The 20,443-nt window shown below is 52.8% G+C and carries 20 protein-coding genes; 7 read left to right on the top strand and 13 right to left on the bottom strand.

The features are described 5' to 3' along the window. Nucleotides 1-57: 57 nt before the first annotated feature. Nucleotides 58-837 carry a helix-turn-helix domain-containing protein gene (locus ACKWMY_RS02355; RefSeq protein ID WP_074031253.1) on the top strand — a complete coding sequence of 260 codons (780 nt, stop codon included), beginning with the start codon at nt 58-60 and terminating at the stop codon, nt 835-837. 32 nt (nt 838-869) lie between these two features. Here ACKWMY_RS02355 and ACKWMY_RS02350 read toward each other — a convergent pair whose 3' ends face one another. From ACKWMY_RS02350 to ACKWMY_RS02305, 10 genes are all read right to left on the bottom strand, one after another. Continuing rightward, the gene (locus ACKWMY_RS02350; protein ID WP_074031252.1) at nt 870-1,442 is read right to left on the bottom strand and encodes a type 1 glutamine amidotransferase family protein; all 573 of its coding nucleotides are present in this window, start codon (nt 1,440-1,442) and stop codon (nt 870-872) included. A gap of 130 nt (nt 1,443-1,572) precedes the next feature. Beyond that, nucleotides 1,573-1,998, bottom strand: a complete 426-nt coding sequence (locus ACKWMY_RS02345; protein WP_024529115.1) for an RbsD/FucU domain-containing protein — start codon at nt 1,996-1,998, stop codon at nt 1,573-1,575. 89 nt (nt 1,999-2,087) lie between these two features. Further along, complete coding sequence (locus ACKWMY_RS02340) at nt 2,088-2,852, bottom strand: SDR family NAD(P)-dependent oxidoreductase (protein ID WP_409485828.1); 765 nt, start codon at nt 2,850-2,852, stop codon at nt 2,088-2,090. A gap of 35 nt (nt 2,853-2,887) precedes the next feature. Further along, entirely contained in the window at nt 2,888-4,195 is a 1,308-nt protein-coding gene (locus ACKWMY_RS02335; RefSeq protein ID WP_409485827.1) for an MFS transporter, read from the bottom strand. A gap of 123 nt (nt 4,196-4,318) precedes the next feature. Beyond that, the gene (locus ACKWMY_RS02330) at nt 4,319-5,365 is read right to left on the bottom strand and encodes a LacI family DNA-binding transcriptional regulator (RefSeq protein WP_211136077.1); all 1,047 of its coding nucleotides are present in this window, start codon (nt 5,363-5,365) and stop codon (nt 4,319-4,321) included. 397 nt (nt 5,366-5,762) lie between these two features. Further along, nucleotides 5,763-6,068 carry a type II toxin-antitoxin system RelE/ParE family toxin gene (locus tag ACKWMY_RS02325; protein ID WP_409485826.1) on the bottom strand — a complete coding sequence of 102 codons (306 nt, stop codon included), beginning with the start codon at nt 6,066-6,068 and terminating at the stop codon, nt 5,763-5,765. Continuing rightward, nucleotides 6,068-6,322: a type II toxin-antitoxin system Phd/YefM family antitoxin gene (locus ACKWMY_RS02320; RefSeq protein WP_024529119.1), complete on the bottom strand. Its 255-nt coding sequence runs from the start codon at nt 6,320-6,322 to the stop codon at nt 6,068-6,070. The genes ACKWMY_RS02325 and ACKWMY_RS02320 overlap by 1 nt, the downstream gene beginning before the upstream one ends. A 133-nt stretch (nt 6,323-6,455) precedes the next feature. Further along, nucleotides 6,456-7,205, bottom strand: a complete 750-nt coding sequence (locus ACKWMY_RS02315; protein ID WP_074031249.1) for a DUF3142 domain-containing protein — start codon at nt 7,203-7,205, stop codon at nt 6,456-6,458. Then, the gene (locus tag ACKWMY_RS02310; RefSeq protein WP_409485825.1) at nt 7,175-9,352 is read right to left on the bottom strand and encodes a hypothetical protein; all 2,178 of its coding nucleotides are present in this window, start codon (nt 9,350-9,352) and stop codon (nt 7,175-7,177) included. Before ACKWMY_RS02310 ends, ACKWMY_RS02315 begins: the two co-directional genes overlap by 31 nt. Before the next feature lie 121 nt (nt 9,353-9,473). Then, nucleotides 9,474-10,055 (bottom strand): helix-turn-helix transcriptional regulator, encoded by a 582-nt coding sequence (locus ACKWMY_RS02305; protein ID WP_199063227.1) that lies wholly within the window; start codon nt 10,053-10,055, stop codon nt 9,474-9,476. 758 nt (nt 10,056-10,813) lie between these two features. On the opposite strand from ACKWMY_RS02305, the gene ACKWMY_RS02300 reads away from it, so the two are divergent. Both ACKWMY_RS02300 and ACKWMY_RS02295 read left to right on the top strand, forming a co-directional pair. Next, nucleotides 10,814-11,629, top strand: a complete 816-nt coding sequence (locus tag ACKWMY_RS02300; RefSeq protein ID WP_081375830.1) for a transcriptional regulator — start codon at nt 10,814-10,816, stop codon at nt 11,627-11,629. A 4-nt stretch (nt 11,630-11,633) separates the two neighbouring features. Continuing rightward, nucleotides 11,634-12,110 carry a hypothetical protein gene (locus tag ACKWMY_RS02295; protein WP_024529124.1) on the top strand — a complete coding sequence of 159 codons (477 nt, stop codon included), beginning with the start codon at nt 11,634-11,636 and terminating at the stop codon, nt 12,108-12,110. Nucleotides 12,111-12,129: 19 nt separating this feature from the next. On the opposite strand, the gene ACKWMY_RS02290 is transcribed toward ACKWMY_RS02295, so the two are convergent. Then, nucleotides 12,130-13,026 carry a LysR family transcriptional regulator gene (locus ACKWMY_RS02290; RefSeq protein WP_024482999.1) on the bottom strand — a complete coding sequence of 299 codons (897 nt, stop codon included), beginning with the start codon at nt 13,024-13,026 and terminating at the stop codon, nt 12,130-12,132. A 261-nt stretch (nt 13,027-13,287) separates the two neighbouring features. Here ACKWMY_RS02290 and ACKWMY_RS02285 point away from each other — a divergent pair, with 261 nt between their 5' ends. The 4 genes from ACKWMY_RS02285 to ACKWMY_RS02270 all read left to right on the top strand — a co-directional run bounded on the left by ACKWMY_RS02285 (nt 13,288) and on the right by ACKWMY_RS02270 (nt 18,608). Next, nucleotides 13,288-14,604, top strand: a complete 1,317-nt coding sequence (locus tag ACKWMY_RS02285) for a M20 family metallo-hydrolase (protein ID WP_409485824.1) — start codon at nt 13,288-13,290, stop codon at nt 14,602-14,604. Further along, the gene (locus ACKWMY_RS02280; protein ID WP_409485823.1) at nt 14,601-16,052 is read left to right on the top strand and encodes a M20 family metallopeptidase; all 1,452 of its coding nucleotides are present in this window, start codon (nt 14,601-14,603) and stop codon (nt 16,050-16,052) included. Before ACKWMY_RS02285 ends, ACKWMY_RS02280 begins: the two co-directional genes overlap by 4 nt. Before the next feature lie 91 nt (nt 16,053-16,143). After that, nucleotides 16,144-17,670, top strand: coding sequence for a p-aminobenzoyl-glutamate transporter (abgT, locus tag ACKWMY_RS02275; protein WP_409485822.1), 1,527 nt, complete (start codon nt 16,144-16,146; stop codon nt 17,668-17,670). A gap of 119 nt (nt 17,671-17,789) precedes the next feature. Beyond that, entirely contained in the window at nt 17,790-18,608 is an 819-nt protein-coding gene (locus ACKWMY_RS02270) for a shikimate 5-dehydrogenase (protein ID WP_024529128.1), read from the top strand. 209 nt (nt 18,609-18,817) lie between these two features. Here the strand turns inward: ACKWMY_RS02270 and exbD are convergent, their stop codons facing one another. Together exbD and exbB are read right to left on the bottom strand one after the other, a co-directional pair. After that, nucleotides 18,818-19,240 (bottom strand): TonB system transport protein ExbD, encoded by a 423-nt coding sequence (gene exbD, locus ACKWMY_RS02265; RefSeq protein WP_021179543.1) that lies wholly within the window; start codon nt 19,238-19,240, stop codon nt 18,818-18,820. 3 nt (nt 19,241-19,243) lie between these two features. Next, the gene (exbB, locus tag ACKWMY_RS02260; protein WP_080673357.1) at nt 19,244-20,236 is read right to left on the bottom strand and encodes a tol-pal system-associated acyl-CoA thioesterase; all 993 of its coding nucleotides are present in this window, start codon (nt 20,234-20,236) and stop codon (nt 19,244-19,246) included. Nucleotides 20,237-20,443: the final 207 nt, after the last annotated feature.

Below are 20,443 nucleotides of genomic sequence, written 5' to 3'. Positions count from 1 at the left end.
GTGTCTGCCACGGTGTTTCACGCAAGGCAGACACGCCGGTTGAAAGGAACTCATGCCATGAAACAACCTCTGTCCATCATGATAATCGATGCTGACCGTTATTTTACCCATGGTCTGGGCTTGGGGCTGCAAACCTATTTTCAGGCCCGTCGGCTGGACATCCGTCTACTTGAGGAAACACAGGTTGGCAGCGATATCGACATCATTTTCCTGGGCGATCTGGTCACTAGCTACCCATGGCATTACCGCTTACATCAGCGGAAAAATCATCCGATGGTATTCTTTATCACCGAGCAGGGGCGCAACAAAAACCAGCTCAAGCCAAGGGTGCATTGCGAACAATGCCATACCAGGGCGCTGTACCGGCACCAGACAATATCCTCATTATATGAGCGGTTGGATAGCGTGCTGTTTCCGCCTTTTGGGTCACCAGCAGCGTCCAGCTACGATTGCACATGTATGTCTCCGTTGACGTCGCGGGAAGAGGAGGTTTTGCGGTGCATACACATGGGAATGAATGGGCAGGATACCGGCAACTATTTGCAAATCAGCAATAAAACTGCCAATGCCCATAAGCAGAACGCCATGCGCAAGCTCAATTTCAGATGCAATCAGGAACTGTATCAGTGGCTACTGCAGGGGGGAGGACGCTATCTGAACGAACGGTCGTCAATCACTCTACCGCGCTTGCCGCTGCCATCAACGTTGCCGGCAGAAACCAACCTCATCTCTTCGGCACAACTAGTGGGACGGCAGAGAAAAGACCGCCCTTATGCTGCCTTATCTGCGCACAAACAGCCAGACACCCTCGGCCAGAGAGAGCCTGTCTCCACGTGAAGTGGCTCTCGGCGGCTATTTATAACAGTGGACTAGCCTGGCTTGCGGTGCTCAGCAGCATGCATCGCAAGGTAGGCATTGAGGTTTTCATCCCCCAGACCCAGAGTACGCAAGATTGCGGCCATAAAGCTGACCGGTGCGGTACCCGGTGCCGTGATAACGCGCCGATCGGCGATGGCATAAGGCACATCCTGATAGTATTGCGCACCGCCATAGTTCAGGCTCAACAGGTTTTCTGCCGAATTGGAAGTATGGCGGACCGCATCAAGCACACCCGCCTGCGCTAAAACGCGAGTACCATCGCAAATCCCCGCGACGATGGCGTTACTTTGATAAGCCGCAGCAACCAAGGCGGTAATATCCGGCGCCTGTGCGGTTTGCCAGATAGTGCCCCCGCAGACAATCAGCAGATCGACTTCATCAGGCTGAATGGCTTCTATTGCCAGATGGGGGGAAACCAGCATGCCACCTGAAGAGGTGACCTGGGCTGCGCCAGGGGTGGCAAAACGGCAGTCAAAACCGTAGTACCCACGCCCCGTCGAGTTGATCAAAGCGGTTTCCCAATCGGAAAAGTTTTCAGTCAGGAGGGTAATAGCACGTATCATCAGAGTGTCCTTGTCAGAAATAGGGGCAATTTTCAGGATTTTCCTACCCGCAAAAACCAAGTGTAGCCTGCACTGTTGACAGTTTCTGTCAGTAGCCAACAGAGACCCCTCCCGCAAAGATAACCCGCATTCAATCAGCCAACGACACCGGCGCCACGGTCAGCAGCAGGTTGGCAAAGCGCCGCATCTCACCGCTGGCGATAACCAATAATGTCTCCGGTGATTTTGCCGCATGATAGAAGGCCTCGCGGTTGAGATAATCGATGGGGCAACCGTCAGGCAGCAGTTGCTGATATTCGGCAGCGATGGTGTTGGTGAAACCTTGCGGCCAAGCCATCATCGAGGCATGTTCCACATTAATATGCTTGAGCACCTTTGCTAATATCACGCTGCTGGCGATCATTCCGGGGGCAAGATTCAGATAGACAATGGTGGCCTCTTTCGACGAGTTGGTGACGAACGAATAGTTACCATCGGCGATGAGGATCTGGGTCTTATGCCCGCACAGCGCCAGTGCACCCAACAGTTGCGGATGAATAATGTCGGCTTTGATCATAGTATTTTCCAGTAGGGAAGACAGGTGGGCGCAGCATGCAGCGCCCCTACGTAGTGAATCGGTTGCGGTTTATCAGCGGCTGGGTTGACTCACATACGGTAAATACCGCCGTTAATATCGATGGTGGCGCCAGAGACGAAGCCGTCATATTCCGAGGCGAGGAATTTAATCACCCGAGCGACGTCCTCCGGGCTCCCCGCGCGGCCAAGGGGAATACCGTGGATGGTTTCATCGGCAGATTCCTTGCTGGTATGCAGGTTATGGAAGCGAGTGCCAAGAATAAGCCCCGGCGCTACGGCGTTGACCCTGATGCCATGTTCACCCAGTTCCGCCGCCAGGGAGCGGGTCCAGGTTAATACCGCCCCTTTGGCAGTGGAGTACACCAGTGAACCAGAATGCCCGCCGGAACGGCCAGCCAGTGAGGCCAAATTGACGATGCTGGCTCCGTCCTTGGCGCTTTTTAAGTAAGGTAGCGCGCTTTGCGTGACGTTCAACATGGTCGTCATATTGACATCTATCACCGTCTGCCAGAATTGACGGTCGATCTCACCGAGCCATTTACGGGCGATAATGCCACCCACGTTATTGATCAGTATGTCTATCCCCCCCAGAAACTCAGCGGCGGCAGCGACGCATCGCTGCGTATCTTCGGTATCGGTTAAATTTGCATAACCATAGGCGGCGCGTTGACCGCGTGAATGGGCTAATTCAGCCAGTTCCTTTGGCCCCTCTTCGCCGCTGAAGTAGTGGATGCAGATGTCACACCCGGCGTTAATCAACTGCTCTGCGGTAGCTTTGCCAATCCCCTGCTCGGCCCCGGTAATAAACACTTTCTTACCCGTTAGATTTCCCATTTTATTGCCTCTTGATTATTTGTAGATAAAACCAGTTATGAGCGAATAACGCCTTCACGCTGTTTGGCGCAGTAAAAAATGCAGATCAATCCGGTAACCAATAAACACAGCGACAGGAAAACCAGCCCCGGAGTATTGCTGTTACTGACATCCTTTAATAACCCGACCACATAAGGGGCGACAACCCCCCCGATATTGCCGATACAGCTCACCACTGCCAGTCCGGCCGCTGCCGCCGCCCCGGTAGAAATATTGGCTGGCATGGAAAGGAATGAAGGAACCGAGGTATAGATACCTATGGCAGCCACGCTCAGGAACATCAGCGCGACAAACACGTTATAGTTAAAGAACACCACGGCACCTATCAGGCCAAAGGCAGCAACAATCATGCTGATGCCGGCAAACACACCAATTTTTTTGCTTTTACTGGCCCATAGGCTCCACGGATAAACCAGCAAGGCGGCCAACCCGTAGGGAATAAAGGCAATCAGGCTTACGCGGAAAATATCATCGCCAGAGATAGCCGTAATGATGGAGGGCAGCCACATCCCAAAACCGTAGATCCCGCACACCATGCCAAAATTCAACATGGCGTATAACAGATACTTTTTATTTTTTATGCCCTGCACAAAATCAGACAGCTTGACCTTGGAACCCGATTTACTGCGGGTGGTGTTGTCCATTAGCCAGGCTTTCTCTTCCACATCGAGATAGCCCACATCCTTCGGTGAGTTCTTGATAAGAAAAGGGATAAACAGGCCAATAATCACCGGTGGAATACCTTCAAGGATAAACAGCCACTGCCAGGGTTCCAGGCCAAACCAGCCATGCTCAACGTTAAGGATCAACCCGGAAATCGGTGAGCCGATAGCGTTCGACAACGGCTGTACGATGATAAACATGCCGAGGATTTTGGTGCGGTACTTCTCCGGGAAAAATACCGTGAAGTAATAGACGACCGAGGGGAAAAACCCCGCCTCACAGACACCCAGCATAAACCGACAGATATACAACTCCATCGGCGTGCGGACAAAACCCATCAATACGGCAAATATCCCCCAGGTGATAAGGATCCTGGCAAACCAGATACGTGGGCCAAACTTGATGGTTCCCGCATTACTGGGAATTTCAAACATAAAATAACCGATAAAGAATATCCCAGAGGCAAAGCCAAAAGCCGTGGCGGTTAACCCCAGGCTATCTTCCAATGCCATTGCCGCATAGGCCATATTATTACGATCTAAAAAAGCCAGAAAGTATAATAAGATCATTAACGGGACAATATTCAGCGTCATTTTTCTAATGGCACTGCGTTCAATTTCCTGAGGCGTTCTTTTTTGCATAATAGAATACTTCCAATGTTGTTAATCGGAATAATAATCTGCTACAGGCATGCCTGATGGATACAGGTATATTCACCTGATAATAAATAATGCTATTTAATCGTTCTCGTTACGCTATTCGCGTTATGGCGTAATGGTTATTACCGACTGGCGGCTGACTAACGTCGGCGGGAATATAAACTCTTCAGGGGCTAATGTAGGATCCCCTACGCGTTGCAATAGGCGCCCCACCATCACCTGGGCCATCTCGGCAAGCGGTGGCATGATGGAGGTCAGCGCGGGCCACACCAACCCCGAGAGCGGAATATTGTCGATACCCACCACCGATATCTCACCAGGCACCGCCACTCCCGCTTCCCGCAGCCCCGCCAACAGGCCGATACCCAGAGCATCGTTGATAGCCACCACGCCATCCGGGCGCGGAGAAAGAGCAAGTACCTGAGCGGCCAGGGTAAAGCCCAGTTCGGCCATCTCGGTATCGCCATACTCTCCGCTGGCTTTGCCTTCTATCACCCGCTGCTGAGCGGGCAGGCGATGATTACGCACCACGGTGAGAAACCCTTCAATCTTATGGCTGCGGCTCATGGTCAGACTGGCCTCGGTGGCAAAGACGATATTGCGACAACCGCGTTCGATCAGATGTTGAGCCGCCAACCGCCCGGCCTCTACGTTGTCCATTGAGACGCTGTCGAATAACCGGGCATCAGCGGTGAAGCTCCCCGCCATCCGGTTATCGTAGTTGACGATCATCATTCCCATTTCGGCAGCCTGTGCAAAATGGGTCTTACGGATATCACTCGCCGCAACGATAATGCCGCGCACCCCATGGGCGAACATATCTTCGATAAAGGTGCGCTCTTCATCTTCTTGCCGATAGGTGTTGCCCAACAACACCCGATAGCGGTGTTCTTTAGCCGCCAGGTCAACCTCGCGAGCCAGGGCAGAAAAGCTGGGGTTGACGATCGAGGGGACCAGCAGACCGATCATCCGGGCATGCCCGGTTTTCAACTGCTGCGCCACTCTGTTGGGCTGATAGTTCAATTCGCGCATCACCTGTTCGATACGCAGCCGGGTTTCCGGGCGCATTTGATTACTACGCCCATTTAACACGTTGGAAACGCTGCTCACGGAAACACCGGCGAGATGTGCAACATCACGAATATTGGCCATGTTTTCGCTCCCCCTCCGGTGCTGACGTTAATCGGTTAACTTATGCACGACACGCCATTAATTAACAGAATAATCAATGCATTAAATATACGACCTGGCATTATCTGTATCGTTTTAGTGAAACGATGCAGATCAATTTATAGCGGAGATATGACTCAATCAAGCGACTTTACCAGCCGCGCCGCGGTTGCGTGATGCTTTTGTGAAAGCTATCAAGCCTAGCGCCATGGCATTACTAAACATGGTTAAAATCCTCGGCTGTTTAGTGAGTGTTTAGTGGTGGGGGTTAAAGGCTGGAACGGGGTTTGGATGGGTACTGCATGCTACGCCCCTACATACATAGTCTGCAAAACGGGGGCGCAAAAAAACAGCCAAAGAGAGCTCCTTCATCCTATGTTCATATGCGACGATTTAATAACAACGTTGGTAGGCGACTCTGGTGAACAACGCCGATGATAGAAATTCCATCAGCGGCACGTTGATAATAGGTCGTATGGCTCATATACGGAAAACTCCATATATCCAACCCTAAACTCTCAACTTCATTAGTGCCCATCCCCGGCATATTAGCCAGATGCTGCATAGTGACACGCATTCCAGCCAAGTATTCCCGTGTTATCAACGAACCAAACTGCCTTAGAGAAAAACCCTTTATTTCGCACAAATCCTCTCGCGCATCGTCAGTCAGTTTGTAGTTAACCATTAAAGATCCTTCATCAACTCGTCAAATACCTGTTCACCCTCATGCAACTGGCCAGCCTCTGCCTGAGCAATGGACTGCGCAAGCTTGGCGCGCAAGCTTTGCAGTTTCAACGCCTCAAACTCGTTGTAATCCTCAACAGACATAACCACTACGGAAGGTTTACCGTTTTTGGTGATGCTGATCGGCTCACGCTGAGCTTTAGTTATCATCTCGCCAAACTGGGTTTTGGCCTGGTTGGCCGTAAAGCTAATCATGGCAATTTCCTCAGTCGTTCAAATAGGCATGAATCGTTCGATTCATACCTATTTTTAGACCAGTTAAGTTCTGCCTACTAGCATAAGCAAATAATATGATTATCCAATTGATATACTTATATAAAATCAACAACTACAGGCTCGTATTCAACAAAAAAACCACCTCACCGCGATAATAAGGCGATGTGGTCAGCCGCCGTTGCCACTCGGCGTTCCAGTCGCCCTGCTGCACCAGACCGATTTTGAAGGGGATTTGTAGCTTAAGTAGCGCGGGGAGATAGCGTTCATACTCCGTGACCGTGCGCCGCCCCTGATAGGTTTGGATCACCAACTCATCGATCGGTAATGCATTCAACTGGCTGACGTTACCGGTCTTTGCCCAATCGAGCAGGCCAGTCACCCCCAAAGCATATTCTTTGGGTAAACGACCGCGCAGTTTGTCGAGAAATTCCGCGTACTTATCCAGTTGATAGGTTGCCGCGTCAAAGTCGATCTGTAGCCCTACCACCCGATTGCCTGCCGCAGCCCAACGAGCAGGCAGACGCACCGCCGAGGCCAATACCTCGTCGGATATGTCCAGGGTTGCGACACGTACGGTGATCCAGACGGCAGGCGCCTGGAGCTTGCTCAACGGCAATCCCAGCTTCAGAAAACGAGCGCCCTGGCGGCCGTTCACGATTTCACCCTGATGGAGATAGAGCAAATCGGCCTGCTGCAACGCAGGCTGCGGCCAAACGCCGGACCAAAGCCAGAATGCGCGGTAATCATGCGCATTTACATACCGGCCAGCTGCGTTATCCGCCGCTGCGGCGGTTGCAGAGATTGGCAACCACAGCAGCAGCAATACGCGCATCACCAATAGTATTTGAGCTTTTGTTCCCACTGGTTACCTTTATACTGGCTCTTCAACAGGTTAAACCAACGTTGGCGAGTTTTTTGTGAGATCTCCTGCCGATCGCAGCTGTTGTAGCCGGAAGGTGAGAAACACATCACTGCCCGGTACAACGCATAGGTTTTATCTTCCGGTTCGGCCTTGGGATCGGCGATCACTTGCTGATAATATTTTAATCTGCCGTGCGCTTTATCTTTACTCAGTTCGACCCCAGCCAGATCATCCAACTGTTCATTGCCCCCCATTTCCGCTTCCGTGCTGATATCGGCAAAGGTGGTACGCAAGAACTCTGCCACGCAGTTCATGGCGTGTGCATCAGTCTTGTTCTTTGCCAATACGGCAACGTTAGCGTCTAAAGAAGCACAGAAATAACCAGGCTCCGTCCGGCTGCCATCCCAATCGAAAACGCTGAGTGCAACATCGCCAAACACCTGCGGGTCAGGCGTCTGTTTGATATTTTTTTTCAGTTGGCTGTCGTCAATAAACCCCTGATAGTCACCCACCATCAAATCCTTAAACAGCAGCGTATGCAGAGCGATGGTCTTTTCTTCGTCATTGGGTGCGCCTACGGCCTGCTGTTGCAGCAACGCTTTATTGGCCAGGCTTTTGAGCACCACGGAGCGATAACGCAGGTTATTGATTGGGCTGTCTGGGGCAAAAATAGCCGCCGTTTTATTTTCCTGCACCAAGGCGGTGGCCAACATCAGCTGCAGATACTGTTGCTGGTAAGGGGCAAGCTTCATGCCAAGCAGATGACGCCAATGGGCTTCGGCAGCCTGCCAATTTTCCTGCATCACCAGGGCATCGCCGTAGAGGACCTGTTGGCTGAACGCGATAAGATCGTTCGCTGCCAGCTGTGCCGCAGGCTGGATCGCTGCGGTGACCGCGGCATAATCCTTTTGCTGATAGAACAGCCAGGCATTATGCATATATTCCCAGAGCGGCAGCTGATTGGCGGCAACAAACATCGGTTTGTACCCCTGCAGCATCTCATCGGTCACTTTCGGCATTGACTGGTTATCGAGATTGTACTTGCGCAACCACTTCATGGTTTGGGTAAAGGTCAACAACGGGGCATCGGCACTGCTGACAAAGGGCGGCTCCGCACTGTCATAAGGAATGTTGCGGCTCAGTAGAATTTGGTCCCCTTCATCAATCATCGCGCCAAGCGTATTGATATCGGTGGCCGCGGTTATCTCGCTTTCATACAACTGTGCCAAACGCGGCCAGTCGGACAGATACCAATTCACCCGGCGCTGTAATCCCTGCACGGAATCCACATATTCGCCTTTGGGATAAGCGGCCAGATAGGCCTGCGCACGTTGCAATGCCAGGGCACCCGCCTCTTTATTAGCCCGCTGCGGATCGAACATGCCGTACTGATCCGTGGCATTTTCAGTGATCTGGTTCAAGGCCACACGGAACAGCATATAAGCGGCGGTTTCGGCTACCCAAGGCTGCTCCGATTCTTTAAGCCTTTGGAACCCGGTATCCGCATCAGCGAACTGCCCCTGATAAAACTGTTCCGCACTGGTGAGGTAATCTCTGAACGCCGCTGCATGGGAACCTGCGGCATAGTTTGCCATCAGCGGTAAAAATTGCTCCGGCTGCGCTTCCCCCCGGTAAATTTTGGCCCGGCGCAACGCCAGTAAGTCGCGTTCAGCCTGATCTAGCTGCTGGTCTGCCAGCAGGGCCTGGAAAAATTGGCTTAATGAGTCTGGATTATTAGAAACCCAACGCCCCTCGTTTTCTGTTGAAACCCCGGTTAATCCCGACGGTTTAATGCCTAAGCTTAACGCCTGTATATTGAGAGGATTATCCTGCAGTACGGCAGTTTGAGCAGGTGCGGTGGCCTGATCGGTTTCAGTGGCGGCTTCACCAGGGAACACGCCAAACGTGTATCCTCTGCTGCGGCTAATATCCTGCGGCAACGACGACAGTGCCACGGGTAATTTACGCATTCCCGCAGCCAGCATCAGCAGATTGACGCGGGTATCATTATCGGCGGCCAGGTAGGGCACACCGCCCATTGCGCAATAATCACTCCAACTGCACCCGGTTTCATCGGAGGAGGCCTGTGCGAACTGGCTGGTACCAGCGATGGTTGAGACCACCGCGGCTACTATGAGTTTTTTCATCGATATCCTTACTTATCTCCAGTGCTCACTCTCATCCCGAGTGAATTTTGCCTGAGATAGTGTCGTAAGCATGGAGAAAAAACAATACGGCGAAAACCAACCGGCAAGGTGACCTATTCCCCTACCACAGGCCACCTTGCCGCAGCCAGTAATATAATTCGCCATTACGCTTGAAGCCGAGCTTGCGCATCGCCGTGAGTTTATGGGTGCTGACGGTCTTGACGTTAAGCGAAAGTTTACTCGCGATCTCGTCAGGTGTTAATTCCTCTGAGATCCCTTGCAAAACGTCGCGCTCGCGCGGGGTCAGATGCAAATGCCGACACGGACTTACCGTATTGTCTGTCAGAGACGACCGACTTGCCTGCTCAAACATCTCCTCAACCAAATGCACCACGGCATCAGGCCGTTCCTTGCGACCTAATAGGGCGAGCTCATGCTGACGTATTATATTCTCAGCGGCCGTATCACGTATGATAATCGTCCCAAGCCGCCGATTTACCGGATTTTCCCGGCGGGAATTGAACCGCGATGACCAGCCAAAGGGGTTGACACAAACCATCAGGTCGATCGCTATCCCAGGCGCAACTGGCACAAAACTCCATGTACAGCCTTTAGCGAGAAAATAGTCCTGCAAAATATGTTGAATGCCCAGAGCAAAATAACGGTTGCTATCCTGAATAGTGATAACAATATGTGGTGTCATTTTAGTTCCTTATGAATCGGCAAGAAAACACGGCGATAATATGGGTTTCGTTTATATGGAAAATCATCCTTGACGCTGTCGCCCTCAAACAAGGGATGCGGATACCTCCGCATGCCCAAAATAGGTTATGCCTATAATGACGTAGCCGATTACTGGTCAGCTAAAGTGGAAGCTGGCAACCGCCTTGAATTTGCCTTTGGTAACAGTGGCAGACGCACCATCACCCTGCAGATAGGCAATGAAGCTCAAGGTATTATGCCTTTTTGCAGCTTTTGGATAGTGGTTGACTCAGTCAGTTTAATAGGACAGTTAGCATCCTCAATGACAAGACCAGCCCCAATTTACCAGGGTCTGCGACAGCACCAACGTTGCCTGTGAAGAAAGGAGTCACTTTACCGACTTCACCATTACGTACACTCTTTAAACGCTTTTGCCGGTGGTTTGGCGTTGCGATAAATCTTAATGATCAGATAATGAACAAGCAAAATAACCTGATTAATACACAAAAATTAGAATTAACCACTAAAAATTATCAATTTTAATATATTTAATGTCATTTTGAGCGAAAAAAAACCGATATGCGAGTAGGTAATACTGTCTTGAATTCAACTAGTTATTATTGCTGAAAAAATAGTTCAAATCAGGGTTGACTACGGTAGCGGGTTACCACTAAATTCCTACGCACAGTCAAACCATTAAGACTATTCTTATCACTGGACGCAGTTCAACACTAACACCAAGGATGCTCGGTTATCGCCATGAAATATATAATAAACCTTAATATTATCTTTGATCCTGACAATAGAATATTGACGGTTAAAAATGACATTCAGCAATCTGTTGAATTATCAAAGCCAGCAACCCGGTTACTCAGTGAGTTGATTAACAACAATAGGGTCAACCTTGCTCGCGATGACCTGCTAAAAAACGTCTGGGCGGACTATGGTTTTTCGCCGTCTAATGCCAGCCTGAATAACCATATTAGTGAGTTACGCAAAGCCTTCACTAATCTCGGCGTGAGTAAAGATATCATTTCCACCGTGCCCCGCGTCGGTTTTAGAATGGATGCGGAAATCCATCCGATACAAAAATCGGTTCAGGGAATAACAGAAGCAGCGCCGAACAACGGGGTTCCTGTCACTGACAAATACAGCACCTTTTCAGAAAACCCAGTGCCTACAATGACCGAGCAAGGAGAGCATCAATCTATCTATTTATCGTTAAAAAAACACAAGATGATAATTTACATACTTGCAGTTTTACTGTTACTGACCACGGTAACTGGCACGACTATGCTGAGACATAGCCAAAAAGAGAGCGTGAACTTCGTGGTGACTCATGAAAAATGTAGCATCTATAACTTAAATGATGACAAGCCAAATAAAGCTTTTACCGCTAAGATCATCAAAGAGATAGCAGCAGAAGGCATAGACTGTTCGCGGGAGGAGCTAGATGTTTTTTATGCAGAGGCACACCCTAATAACGACCGTTTCAGAGTCCGGCTGCTCGCTGCCTGCAGTAAAATTGATGCCGCCAGCTATAAAAATTGTTTAAATTACAAAACAGTAGAGTAAAAACATGAAAAAGATCGTCGTAGCCCTGCTGTTGGTTATTAGCTTATGTTCAACTCTTTTTTATATATATCAGGTACAGTCCCGCAAGCCGTTCCATTGCGATGCTCAATTGTTCGCGCACCTCAGAATCAATGAAGCTGACGAAGTTGAGGTCAACACTCATATCGACGTCATTTTCAGGTCGGCTTATGATGGGATTTTGAAATTTTCCGGCTCAATCAAGAATAAGGGCAATGACTATATCCTGCGAAGGACCGTCTACTTTACCGTCGCCCCATCGGAGCTGGAAAACGTGAACGAAATCGTCTTTACCCGAACAGAGAGCCACCCCACGGATAATACGCCAGCAGACCTTTGGCAGAACCGAGTATTACCGCAAACCCCGGGCATCGGGTTTTACTCAAAGATCAGGGGGTTAGATAAAAATGCCATTATTATCAAAGGGTTTACCAATCCTCTGATCGTCTGTATTCGCCACTAGCGGCACCACGGATAGGTGGCTACCGGCAGTGCTGCCTGAACAGGCGAGCCAGGTAGGCCCCCATCGGCGTGAGCGTCGTATCCTTTCGTTGGATCAGGTAGAAGGTAGCTTGTGGTAAGGCTTCGTCCAATTCCAATGCTACCAGATGGCGGCCCAGGATCGGATCGGAGATCACATCAACCGACAAAATGCTGACAAAGTCACTCTGCGCCACCAGGCTGGTACAGGCCATAAAGGTTTCGCAGGTGACGCTGATCGCCGGTGCCATCCCCATATCACCAAACAGTTCATGTAGCAGGCGGTAGTAGCTGCCATTGGGGGTTGGCATAGTCCAATCGCAATGTTGCAGCTCCTTGAGCGTGCGGGCGTTTTCACACGGGTGCCCCTTGCGTACCACCACCTTGTATTCTCTTTCCATCAGCCGCTCAAAGCTCAACTCATTGTCCATGCTGCTGGGGTAGTAGGTATTAATGGTAAAATCCAATTCCCCCTGGCGTAGCTCCGGGATCATCGAGACCAGTTGCCCCTCCACGATGCGCACCTTCACATTGGGATATTCGCGGTGAAACTGGGTGATCACTTTCGGCATTACCGTGCGGGCAACGCTGCCACCGACGCCGATATTGACAGAGCCACCCGCTAACCCCAACCGCTGCTGAATATCTTCCTGCGCCACCCGCAGTTCTTCGAGGATCAGGCTGGCATGCTGAAAAAAGTTATCACCGCAGTCGGTTAATACCACCCCTTTGCTGCGGCGGACAAACAGCTTGGCGCCGAGCACCTCCTCCAACTCCTGAATCGACTTGGTCAACGCAGGCTGGGAAAGGTTACAGGTACGGCTGGCGGCGCGAATACTGCCCTGGCGGCTGACTTCCACAAAGGCGCGTAACTGGTGCAATTTTATCGAGGCTGGCATAGGCGATTTGCGATAACCGTTGTTTATCAGTAGCAAGATATTGGCATCTTATTTAACCCGATACCATTGTGTACATTCGAAAAAAACAGAATAAATAACCCAATCATCATTTCGCTTATTTAAACGCAGTATCGCGCTCAATAAGCGCCATTCACGGCTTTTTAGTAACTAATTACGCAAATATTCAATTTTAATTTAATTGCCTGACCTCCACTGCTGCCTGAATTTCATTCAAGGCGTGATAACTAATGGAAAACTGCTATGAACACTCCGCTTTCAACGTTGGTGACCGAACTGTATCCGCAACTGCAAGCCTGGCGCCGTGACTTCCACCATCATGCCGAATCCGGCTGGCTTGAATTTCGTACCGCTTCGCTGGTGGCAGAAGAGTTGGATCGATTAGGTTACCAGTTGCAACTCGGCCACGAGGTGATCAACGCCGAAACCCGCATGGGACTCCCCTCTGCACAAATCCTGGCGGCGCAGGAACAGCGAGCCATCGAACAAGGTGCCCTGGCGAAGTGGCTACCCTTCTTTTCCGGCGGGTTTACCGGCATTGTCGCCACGCTGGATACTGGCCGCCCTGGCCCCACCATCGCCTTTCGCGTCGATATGGACGCGCTCGATCTCAACGAACTGCTGCATCCCGACCATCTGCCATTTCGTGAAGGTTTCGCCTCCTGCAATAGCGGCATGATGCACGCCTGCGGGCACGATGGGCATACCACCATCGGCCTGGGGTTGGCGCGGGTATTCAAGAGCCTGGAGCCACAGCTGCATGGCCGCATCAAGCTGATCTTCCAACCGGCCGAGGAAGGTACCCGCGGGGCCAAATCGATGGTGGAAGCCGGCGTGGTCGATGACGTCGATTTCTTTACCGCCGTGCATATCGGCACTGGTGTACCGGCCGGGGAACTGGTGTGCGGCAGCGACAGCTTTATGGCTACCACCAAGCTGGACGTCACTTTCCGTGGCGTGGCCTCCCATGCTGGTGCCAAACCCGAGGATGGCCGCAATGCGCTGCTGGCGGCGGCTCAGGCTTGCGTTGGGCTGTATGCCATTCCTCGTCACAGCGAAGGCAGCTCACGTATAAACGTTGGCGTGTTGCAAGCAGGCACCGGCCGTAACGTCATCGCAGACAGCGCCCTTATGAAGGTAGAGACACGCGGCGCCACCAATGAGATCAACGAGTTTGTTTACCAACAAGCGCTCAACGTCATCCGAGGGGCCGCCATCATGCACGGGGTGGAATACGACATCGCCCTGATGGGCGCAGCACAAAGCAGCCAGCCGACGCAACCTTGGGTGGATTACGTCCATCGCCAGGCACTCAGCATCAGCGAACTTAGTTCAGTCGTTGATCGCCGCGAGCAGGCAGCGGGCTCTGAGGATGCCACCTACATGATGGAACGGGTGAAATCTCACGGTGGGCAAGCAACCTATGTGATTTTCGGTTGCGAACTCAGCGCCGGTCATCACAACGAGAAATTTGATTTTGACGAGCAGGTCCTCACCGTGGCGGTAAAAACGCTGGCCAGCCTGGCACTGAACCTACCGACTTTTGGGAGCGCAGAATGAAACAGCCGGAACTGGTCTCTTTTATTCACCATTACATCAATAGCCATCAGGCCCGTTTCAGTGCCTTAAGCGATGAGATCTGGGATCATCCGGAAACCCGCTTTGCCGAAATCCACTCCGCCGAGCTACTGGCAAACGCCATGGAACAAGAGGGTTTTGAGGTTGAACGCGGCGTCGGTGGTATCGAAACGGCGTTTATTGCCAGCTTCGGTAGCGGCCATCCGGTGATCGCCTTATTGGGTGAATACGATGCGCTGGCCGGCCTGAGCCAGCATGCAGGCTGTGCTACCCCGTCTCCGCTGGTGGAAAACGGCAATGGTCATGGCTGTGGGCATAACCTGCTCGGCACCGCTGCACTGGCCGGGGCCTTTGCGGTTAAAGCCTGGATGGAACAGCAACAGTTAACCGGCACGATACGCTTTTACGGCTGCCCAGGAGAAGAAGGCGGCTCTGGTAAAACCTTTATGGTCCGTGAAGGGCTGTTCGCCGATGTGGATGCCGCTCTCACCTGGCACCCGGAAGGCTTCAGCGGCATGTTCAACACCAGCAGCCTGGCCAATATTCAGGCCGCGTTCCGCTTCAAGGGCGTCGCCGCTCACGCTGCCAACTCGCCACATCTCGGCCGCAGCGCGCTGGATGCCGTGACGCTGATGAACACCGGAGCCAACTTTCTGCGTGAACATATCGTGCAGGAAGCCCGGCTGCATTATGCGGTCACCAATACCGGCGGCAGTTCCCCCAACGTGGTGCAGGCCGATGCCGAAGTGTTGTACCTGGTACGCGCTCCCCAGCTCGATCAGGTGCAGGATATTTACCAGCGCCTGGTCAACGTTGCCAAAGGTGCAGCGCTGATGACCGACACCCAGATGACGGTGCACTTTGAAAAAGCCTTTTCCAACTACGTCCCCAATCGCCGCCTGGAAAAGGCGATGTATCAGTACGTGTGTGATTTCGGCTTGCCGGATTACAACGATGAAGAGCGGCGTTTTGCCACGGAGATCCGCCAAACGCTCAGTAAAGACGACCTGCGTAATGCCAAACTGAACATTTCACGTACTGGCGGGGTGGCCGGGCAGGAATGGGTACGGCAGTTGGGCGATAAGGTGTTGATGGACGAGGTCGCCCCCTACGTGGAGTCACAAGAAATCCTGTACGGCTCTACCGACGTCGGCGACGTCAGTTGGGTCACGCCAACGGCCCAGTGCTTCAGCCCCTGCTTTGCTCTTGGGACGCAGTTGCATACCTGGCAGTTGGTCGCCCAGGGCCGCACCTCAATAGCCCATAAGGGCATGTGCCTGGCAGGTAAAGTGATGGCCGCTACCGCCGTCGCCTTACTGAGCGATAACACCTTGCTGAACGCTTGCCGCGAGGAGTTCCGTCAGCAACGTGCCGAACAGCCATACCAATGCCCCATCCCTGCGGGGGTGAAACCTACGCCTTTGAAGTAAATCCCGGCCGTTCTGGCTCCCGTTCCGAGCCAGATCACCATCGCGATCCCTAAAACTATAAAAATCTGATTACGGACAAGAGGGTAATATCATGAGTGAGATAGCATCATCCGCCAATAAAAGCCCCGGGCGTATTTTTTACTGGGTAGAACGTATCGGTAATAAAATTCCCAATCCCTTCCTGTTATTCGTTTATTTAATCGTGGTGTTAATGCTCGCCACCGCGCTCATTTCCTGGTTGGGCCTGGTGGTGAAAAACCCGGCTACCGGGGAAATGATCCAGGTAAAAAATCTGCTGAGCGTGGAGGGAATACAATGGCTCCTCCCCAATATCATCCACAACTTCAGCGGATTTGCGCCATTGGGCGCGATCCTGGCGCTGGTGATTGGTGCCGGTCTGGCGGAAAAGGTCGGCCTGTTGCAGGCGCTGATGTACAAAATGGCCTCACACGTCAGCGCCGGCTACGCCAGCTATATGGTGCTGTTTATCGCCTTCTTCAGCCATATTTCCTCCGATGCCGCGCTGGTGGTGATGCCGCCGCTGGGGGCGTTGATCTTCCTGGCCGTCGGGCGTAACCCCATTGCCGGGCTACTGGCGGCGATCGCCGGTGTCGGCTCGGGGTTTACCGCCAACCTGCTGATTGTCACCACCGATGTGCTGCTTTCCGGCATCAGTACCGAAGCGGCCAAAGCGGTTGACGGCGCAATCCACGTCAGCGTGATCGATAACTGGTACTTTATGGCCACCTCGGTGATCGTACTGACCATTACCGGCGCGTTGCTAACGGATAAATTTATCGAGCCACGGCTACCAAAATGGCAAGGCACCTCCGATGACAAACTTGAAGCGCTCACCCCATTACAAAACCGTGGTCTGATGATGAGTGGTATCGCCGCGCTGGTGTTTATCGCCGTGATGGCCGCGCTGGTAGTGCCAGAGGGTGCCCCACTGCGCGATCCGCAAACCGGCTCGGTGATCCCTTCCCCCTTTATAAAAGGCATTGTGCCGATCATCATTCTGTTCTTTTTCACCGTCGCCATCACTTACGGCGTCGTCACCAAGAGCATCCGACGCCCGGACGATATCCCCAACCAGCTGGTCGAGCCGATGAAGAACATGGCAGGCTTTATCGTCATGGTGTTCCCGCTGTCGCAGTTTGTAGCGTTCTTCAACTGGAGCAACATGGGCAAGTTTATGGCCATCGGCCTGACGGATCTGCTGGAGGCGGCCGGAATGAGCGGCGCACCGGCGTTCCTCGGCCTGATGTTCCTGTCCGCCTTCCTGTGCATGTTTATTGCCAGCGGCTCCGCCATCTGGTCGATCCTGGCCCCGATCTTCGTGCCGATGTTTATGCTGTTGGGTTTTCATCCGGCCTTCGCTCAGATGATTTTCCGCATCGCCGACTCATCCGTGCTACCGCTGGCACCGATGTCGCCATTCTTGCCGCTATTCCTTGGCTTTCTGCAGCGCTACCTGAAAGACGCCAAACTCGGCACCTATTACGTGCTGATCATGCCCTATCCGTTGGTATTCTTCACCGTCTGGACCCTGCTGCTGGTGGTGTGGTACCTACTGGGGCTGCCTATCGGGCCTGGGGTCTACCCGAAAATGGGGTAAACCAATGCCGAAAAAATTGTGCTCAATAACCCGTCTTTTGGCGTAAGCTGAACCGATTATCCCCGCCGGATGCTTGCTAGCCGGTGGGGACACTTATTTCAATGCGCTAAGGACCTGCTATGAGTCGTGAAATCAACAAAGATACGCAGCTGTGTATGTCACTGGCCGGTCGGCCTGGCAATTTCGGCACCCGTTTCCACAACTATCTGTATCAGGAACTGGATCTGAACTTCATCTATAAGGCGTTCACCACCAAAGATATTCAGGCAGCGGTCGGCGGCGTGCGCGCTTTGGGTATTCGCGGCTGTGCGGTTTCCATGCCGTTCAAGGAGAGCTGTATTCCGTTCCTTGATGAGCTGGATGCGTCGGCCACGGCGATTGAGTCGGTCAATACCATCGTCAACGACGACGGCTTCCTGCGGGCCTATAACACCGATTATATCGCCATCGCCAAACTGCTGGCGAAATACCAGATCCCCCCGACCACCTCGTTTGCTCTGCGTGGCAGCGGCGGTATGGCCAAGGCGGTGACCGCCGCCCTGCGCGATGCCGGGTTCAAGAACGGCCATATCATTGCGCGCAACCCACAGGCGGGCCAGGCGCTGGCAGCGCAATATGGTTATCAGTGGCAGCCAGAAGTGGGCGACTTGCAGGCTGAGATGGTGATTAACGTCACGCCGATCGGCATGGCGGGCGGTAGCGAAGCCGAGCAGTTGGCCTTTGAACCGGCCACTATCAAGGCTGCGAAAATCGCCTTCGACGTTGTTGCACTGCCAGCAGAAACCCCGCTGATCCGCTATGCACGGGAACAGGGTTTGCAGGTGGTGACCGGTGCCGAAGTGATCGCTCTACAGGCTTTGGAGCAGTTTGTGTTGTACACCGGCGTGCGTCCCACCGATGAGCAAATCACCCGTGCTGCGGCACATGCTCGTGGCTAAATAGCCCGAGAAAATATCAACCGGCTCACCACGTAGGGGCGCTGCAGGCTGGCCCGTTGAAATAATCAATGGGTTAAGTCGATTGAGGTTGTCAGCAGTATCATGGGAATTAGGGGAGAAGGGGGCAGATTTCGCGGGGATAAACAGGTAATAGCGCCCTCTTCCTCGAGTTAGGCAACCCGAAGAAGAGGAAATGGCTGAGTTTCAGATTACTTGGCCACGCCTTCCATTCCCACCAGCCCCACTTTCAGGTAGCCGGCTTTGCGTAGCGTATCCATCACGCTCATCAGCGTTTCATAATCTACGGTCTTGTCCGCCTGGAAGAAGATGGTGGTTTCTTTATTCGCCTGCGTGCGTTGATCCAGCACCGCCGTCAGTTGTTCCGCCGTCACCGGCTCATCACCCACGTACAGCTGCTTGTCTGCCTTCACCGACAGGAACACCGGTTTTTCCGGACGCGGCTGCGGTTTAGCGGAAGAGGCGGGCAGATCGACACGAATATCTACCGTTGCCAGCGGCGCAGCCACCATAAAGATGATCAACAGCACCAGCATGACGTCGATAAACGGCGTCACGTTGATTTCATGCAGTTCGCCGCTGTCGTCCAGATCTTCATTTAAGCGCATCGCCATAACTCACCCCACCCGCAGTTGGTGCGCATGCTGCGAACGTTTGGCATCGGCCGAAGCCGCCAGATCCAGATCGCGGCCCAACAGCAGCAGCACCTGCGCCGCCACATCGCCCACCTGAGCACGGTGGCCGCCAATAACGCGAGCGAAGATGTTGTAGATCACTACCGCAGGGATAGCTGCAACCAGACCGAGCGCGGTGGCCAGCAAGGCTTCCGCAATCCCCGGGGCAACCACTGCCAGGTTGGTGGTTTGCGAATGGGCAATGCCGATAAAGCTGTTCATGATGCCCCATACGGTGCCGAACAGGCCGACAAACGGTGAAATGGCGCCGATGGTGGCCAGGAAGCCATTGCCACGCCCCAGCTGACGCCCGTAGGCCGCTACGCGACGTTCCAGACGGAAACCGGTACGCTCTTTAATGCCGTTGTTGTCGTTAGAAGCCGCCGACAGCTCCAGTTCGTTCTGCGCATCTTGCAGCAACACCGCACTGATGCTCTCTTGCGAGAAGCTTTGCGCCAGTTCGGAGGCATCGTCCAGCGAACGCACGTCGGCCAGCGCCAACTGCTCACGGCGCAGACGGCGCTTGGAACGAAACAGCTCACTGCCTTTGGCAAACAGAATGGTCCAGGTGACGATAGACGCCAGCACCAGGCCAATCATCACGATTTTCACTACGATATCGGCGTGCTGATACATGCCCCAGACGGAAAGGTCCATACCACGCGTTTCAGGCGGTTGGATGGTCGGTTCAGGATTAACCGGGGTGATATTTTCCGGGGTACCCGCCACTGGGGTTACCGCTGTTGGTGTGGCCGGTGTCGTTGCCGCGGCAACGCTTTCAGCGACTGCTGGTGCAGTGGCCGGAGCCGCCTGAGCGTTGCCCGCCAACCCCACCACCAATACCAGTGAGGCGATCACACTGCGCCCCAATGCGCCCCATTGCCCACGGCCTGCGCCCTGAGCACTTAGATTTGTCATTTTGCCAGCCGTTTTCACGCTGTGCCTCCACCCATTTCAACATTTAAGGAAGAATTCAGCGTGCGATCATATCAAACCAATCAGGGATTGATAGTAGTTATCATTATTATTTGAAGAATTACGCATCGACGAGCAAAAAATGATACACCCCCAGTCACTATCAGGGTTTGCGCGTCGTTTGGCATAACATTGCCTACCCATAATGCTAACAAAATCATCACTCGA

The sequence above is a fragment of the Serratia sp. J2 genome (genome assembly GCF_046269175.1).
In the GTDB taxonomy this organism is placed as follows: Bacteria; Pseudomonadota; Gammaproteobacteria; order Enterobacterales; family Enterobacteriaceae; genus Chania; species Chania fonticola_C.
This window is presented reverse-complemented; position numbering and strand designations above follow the sequence as displayed.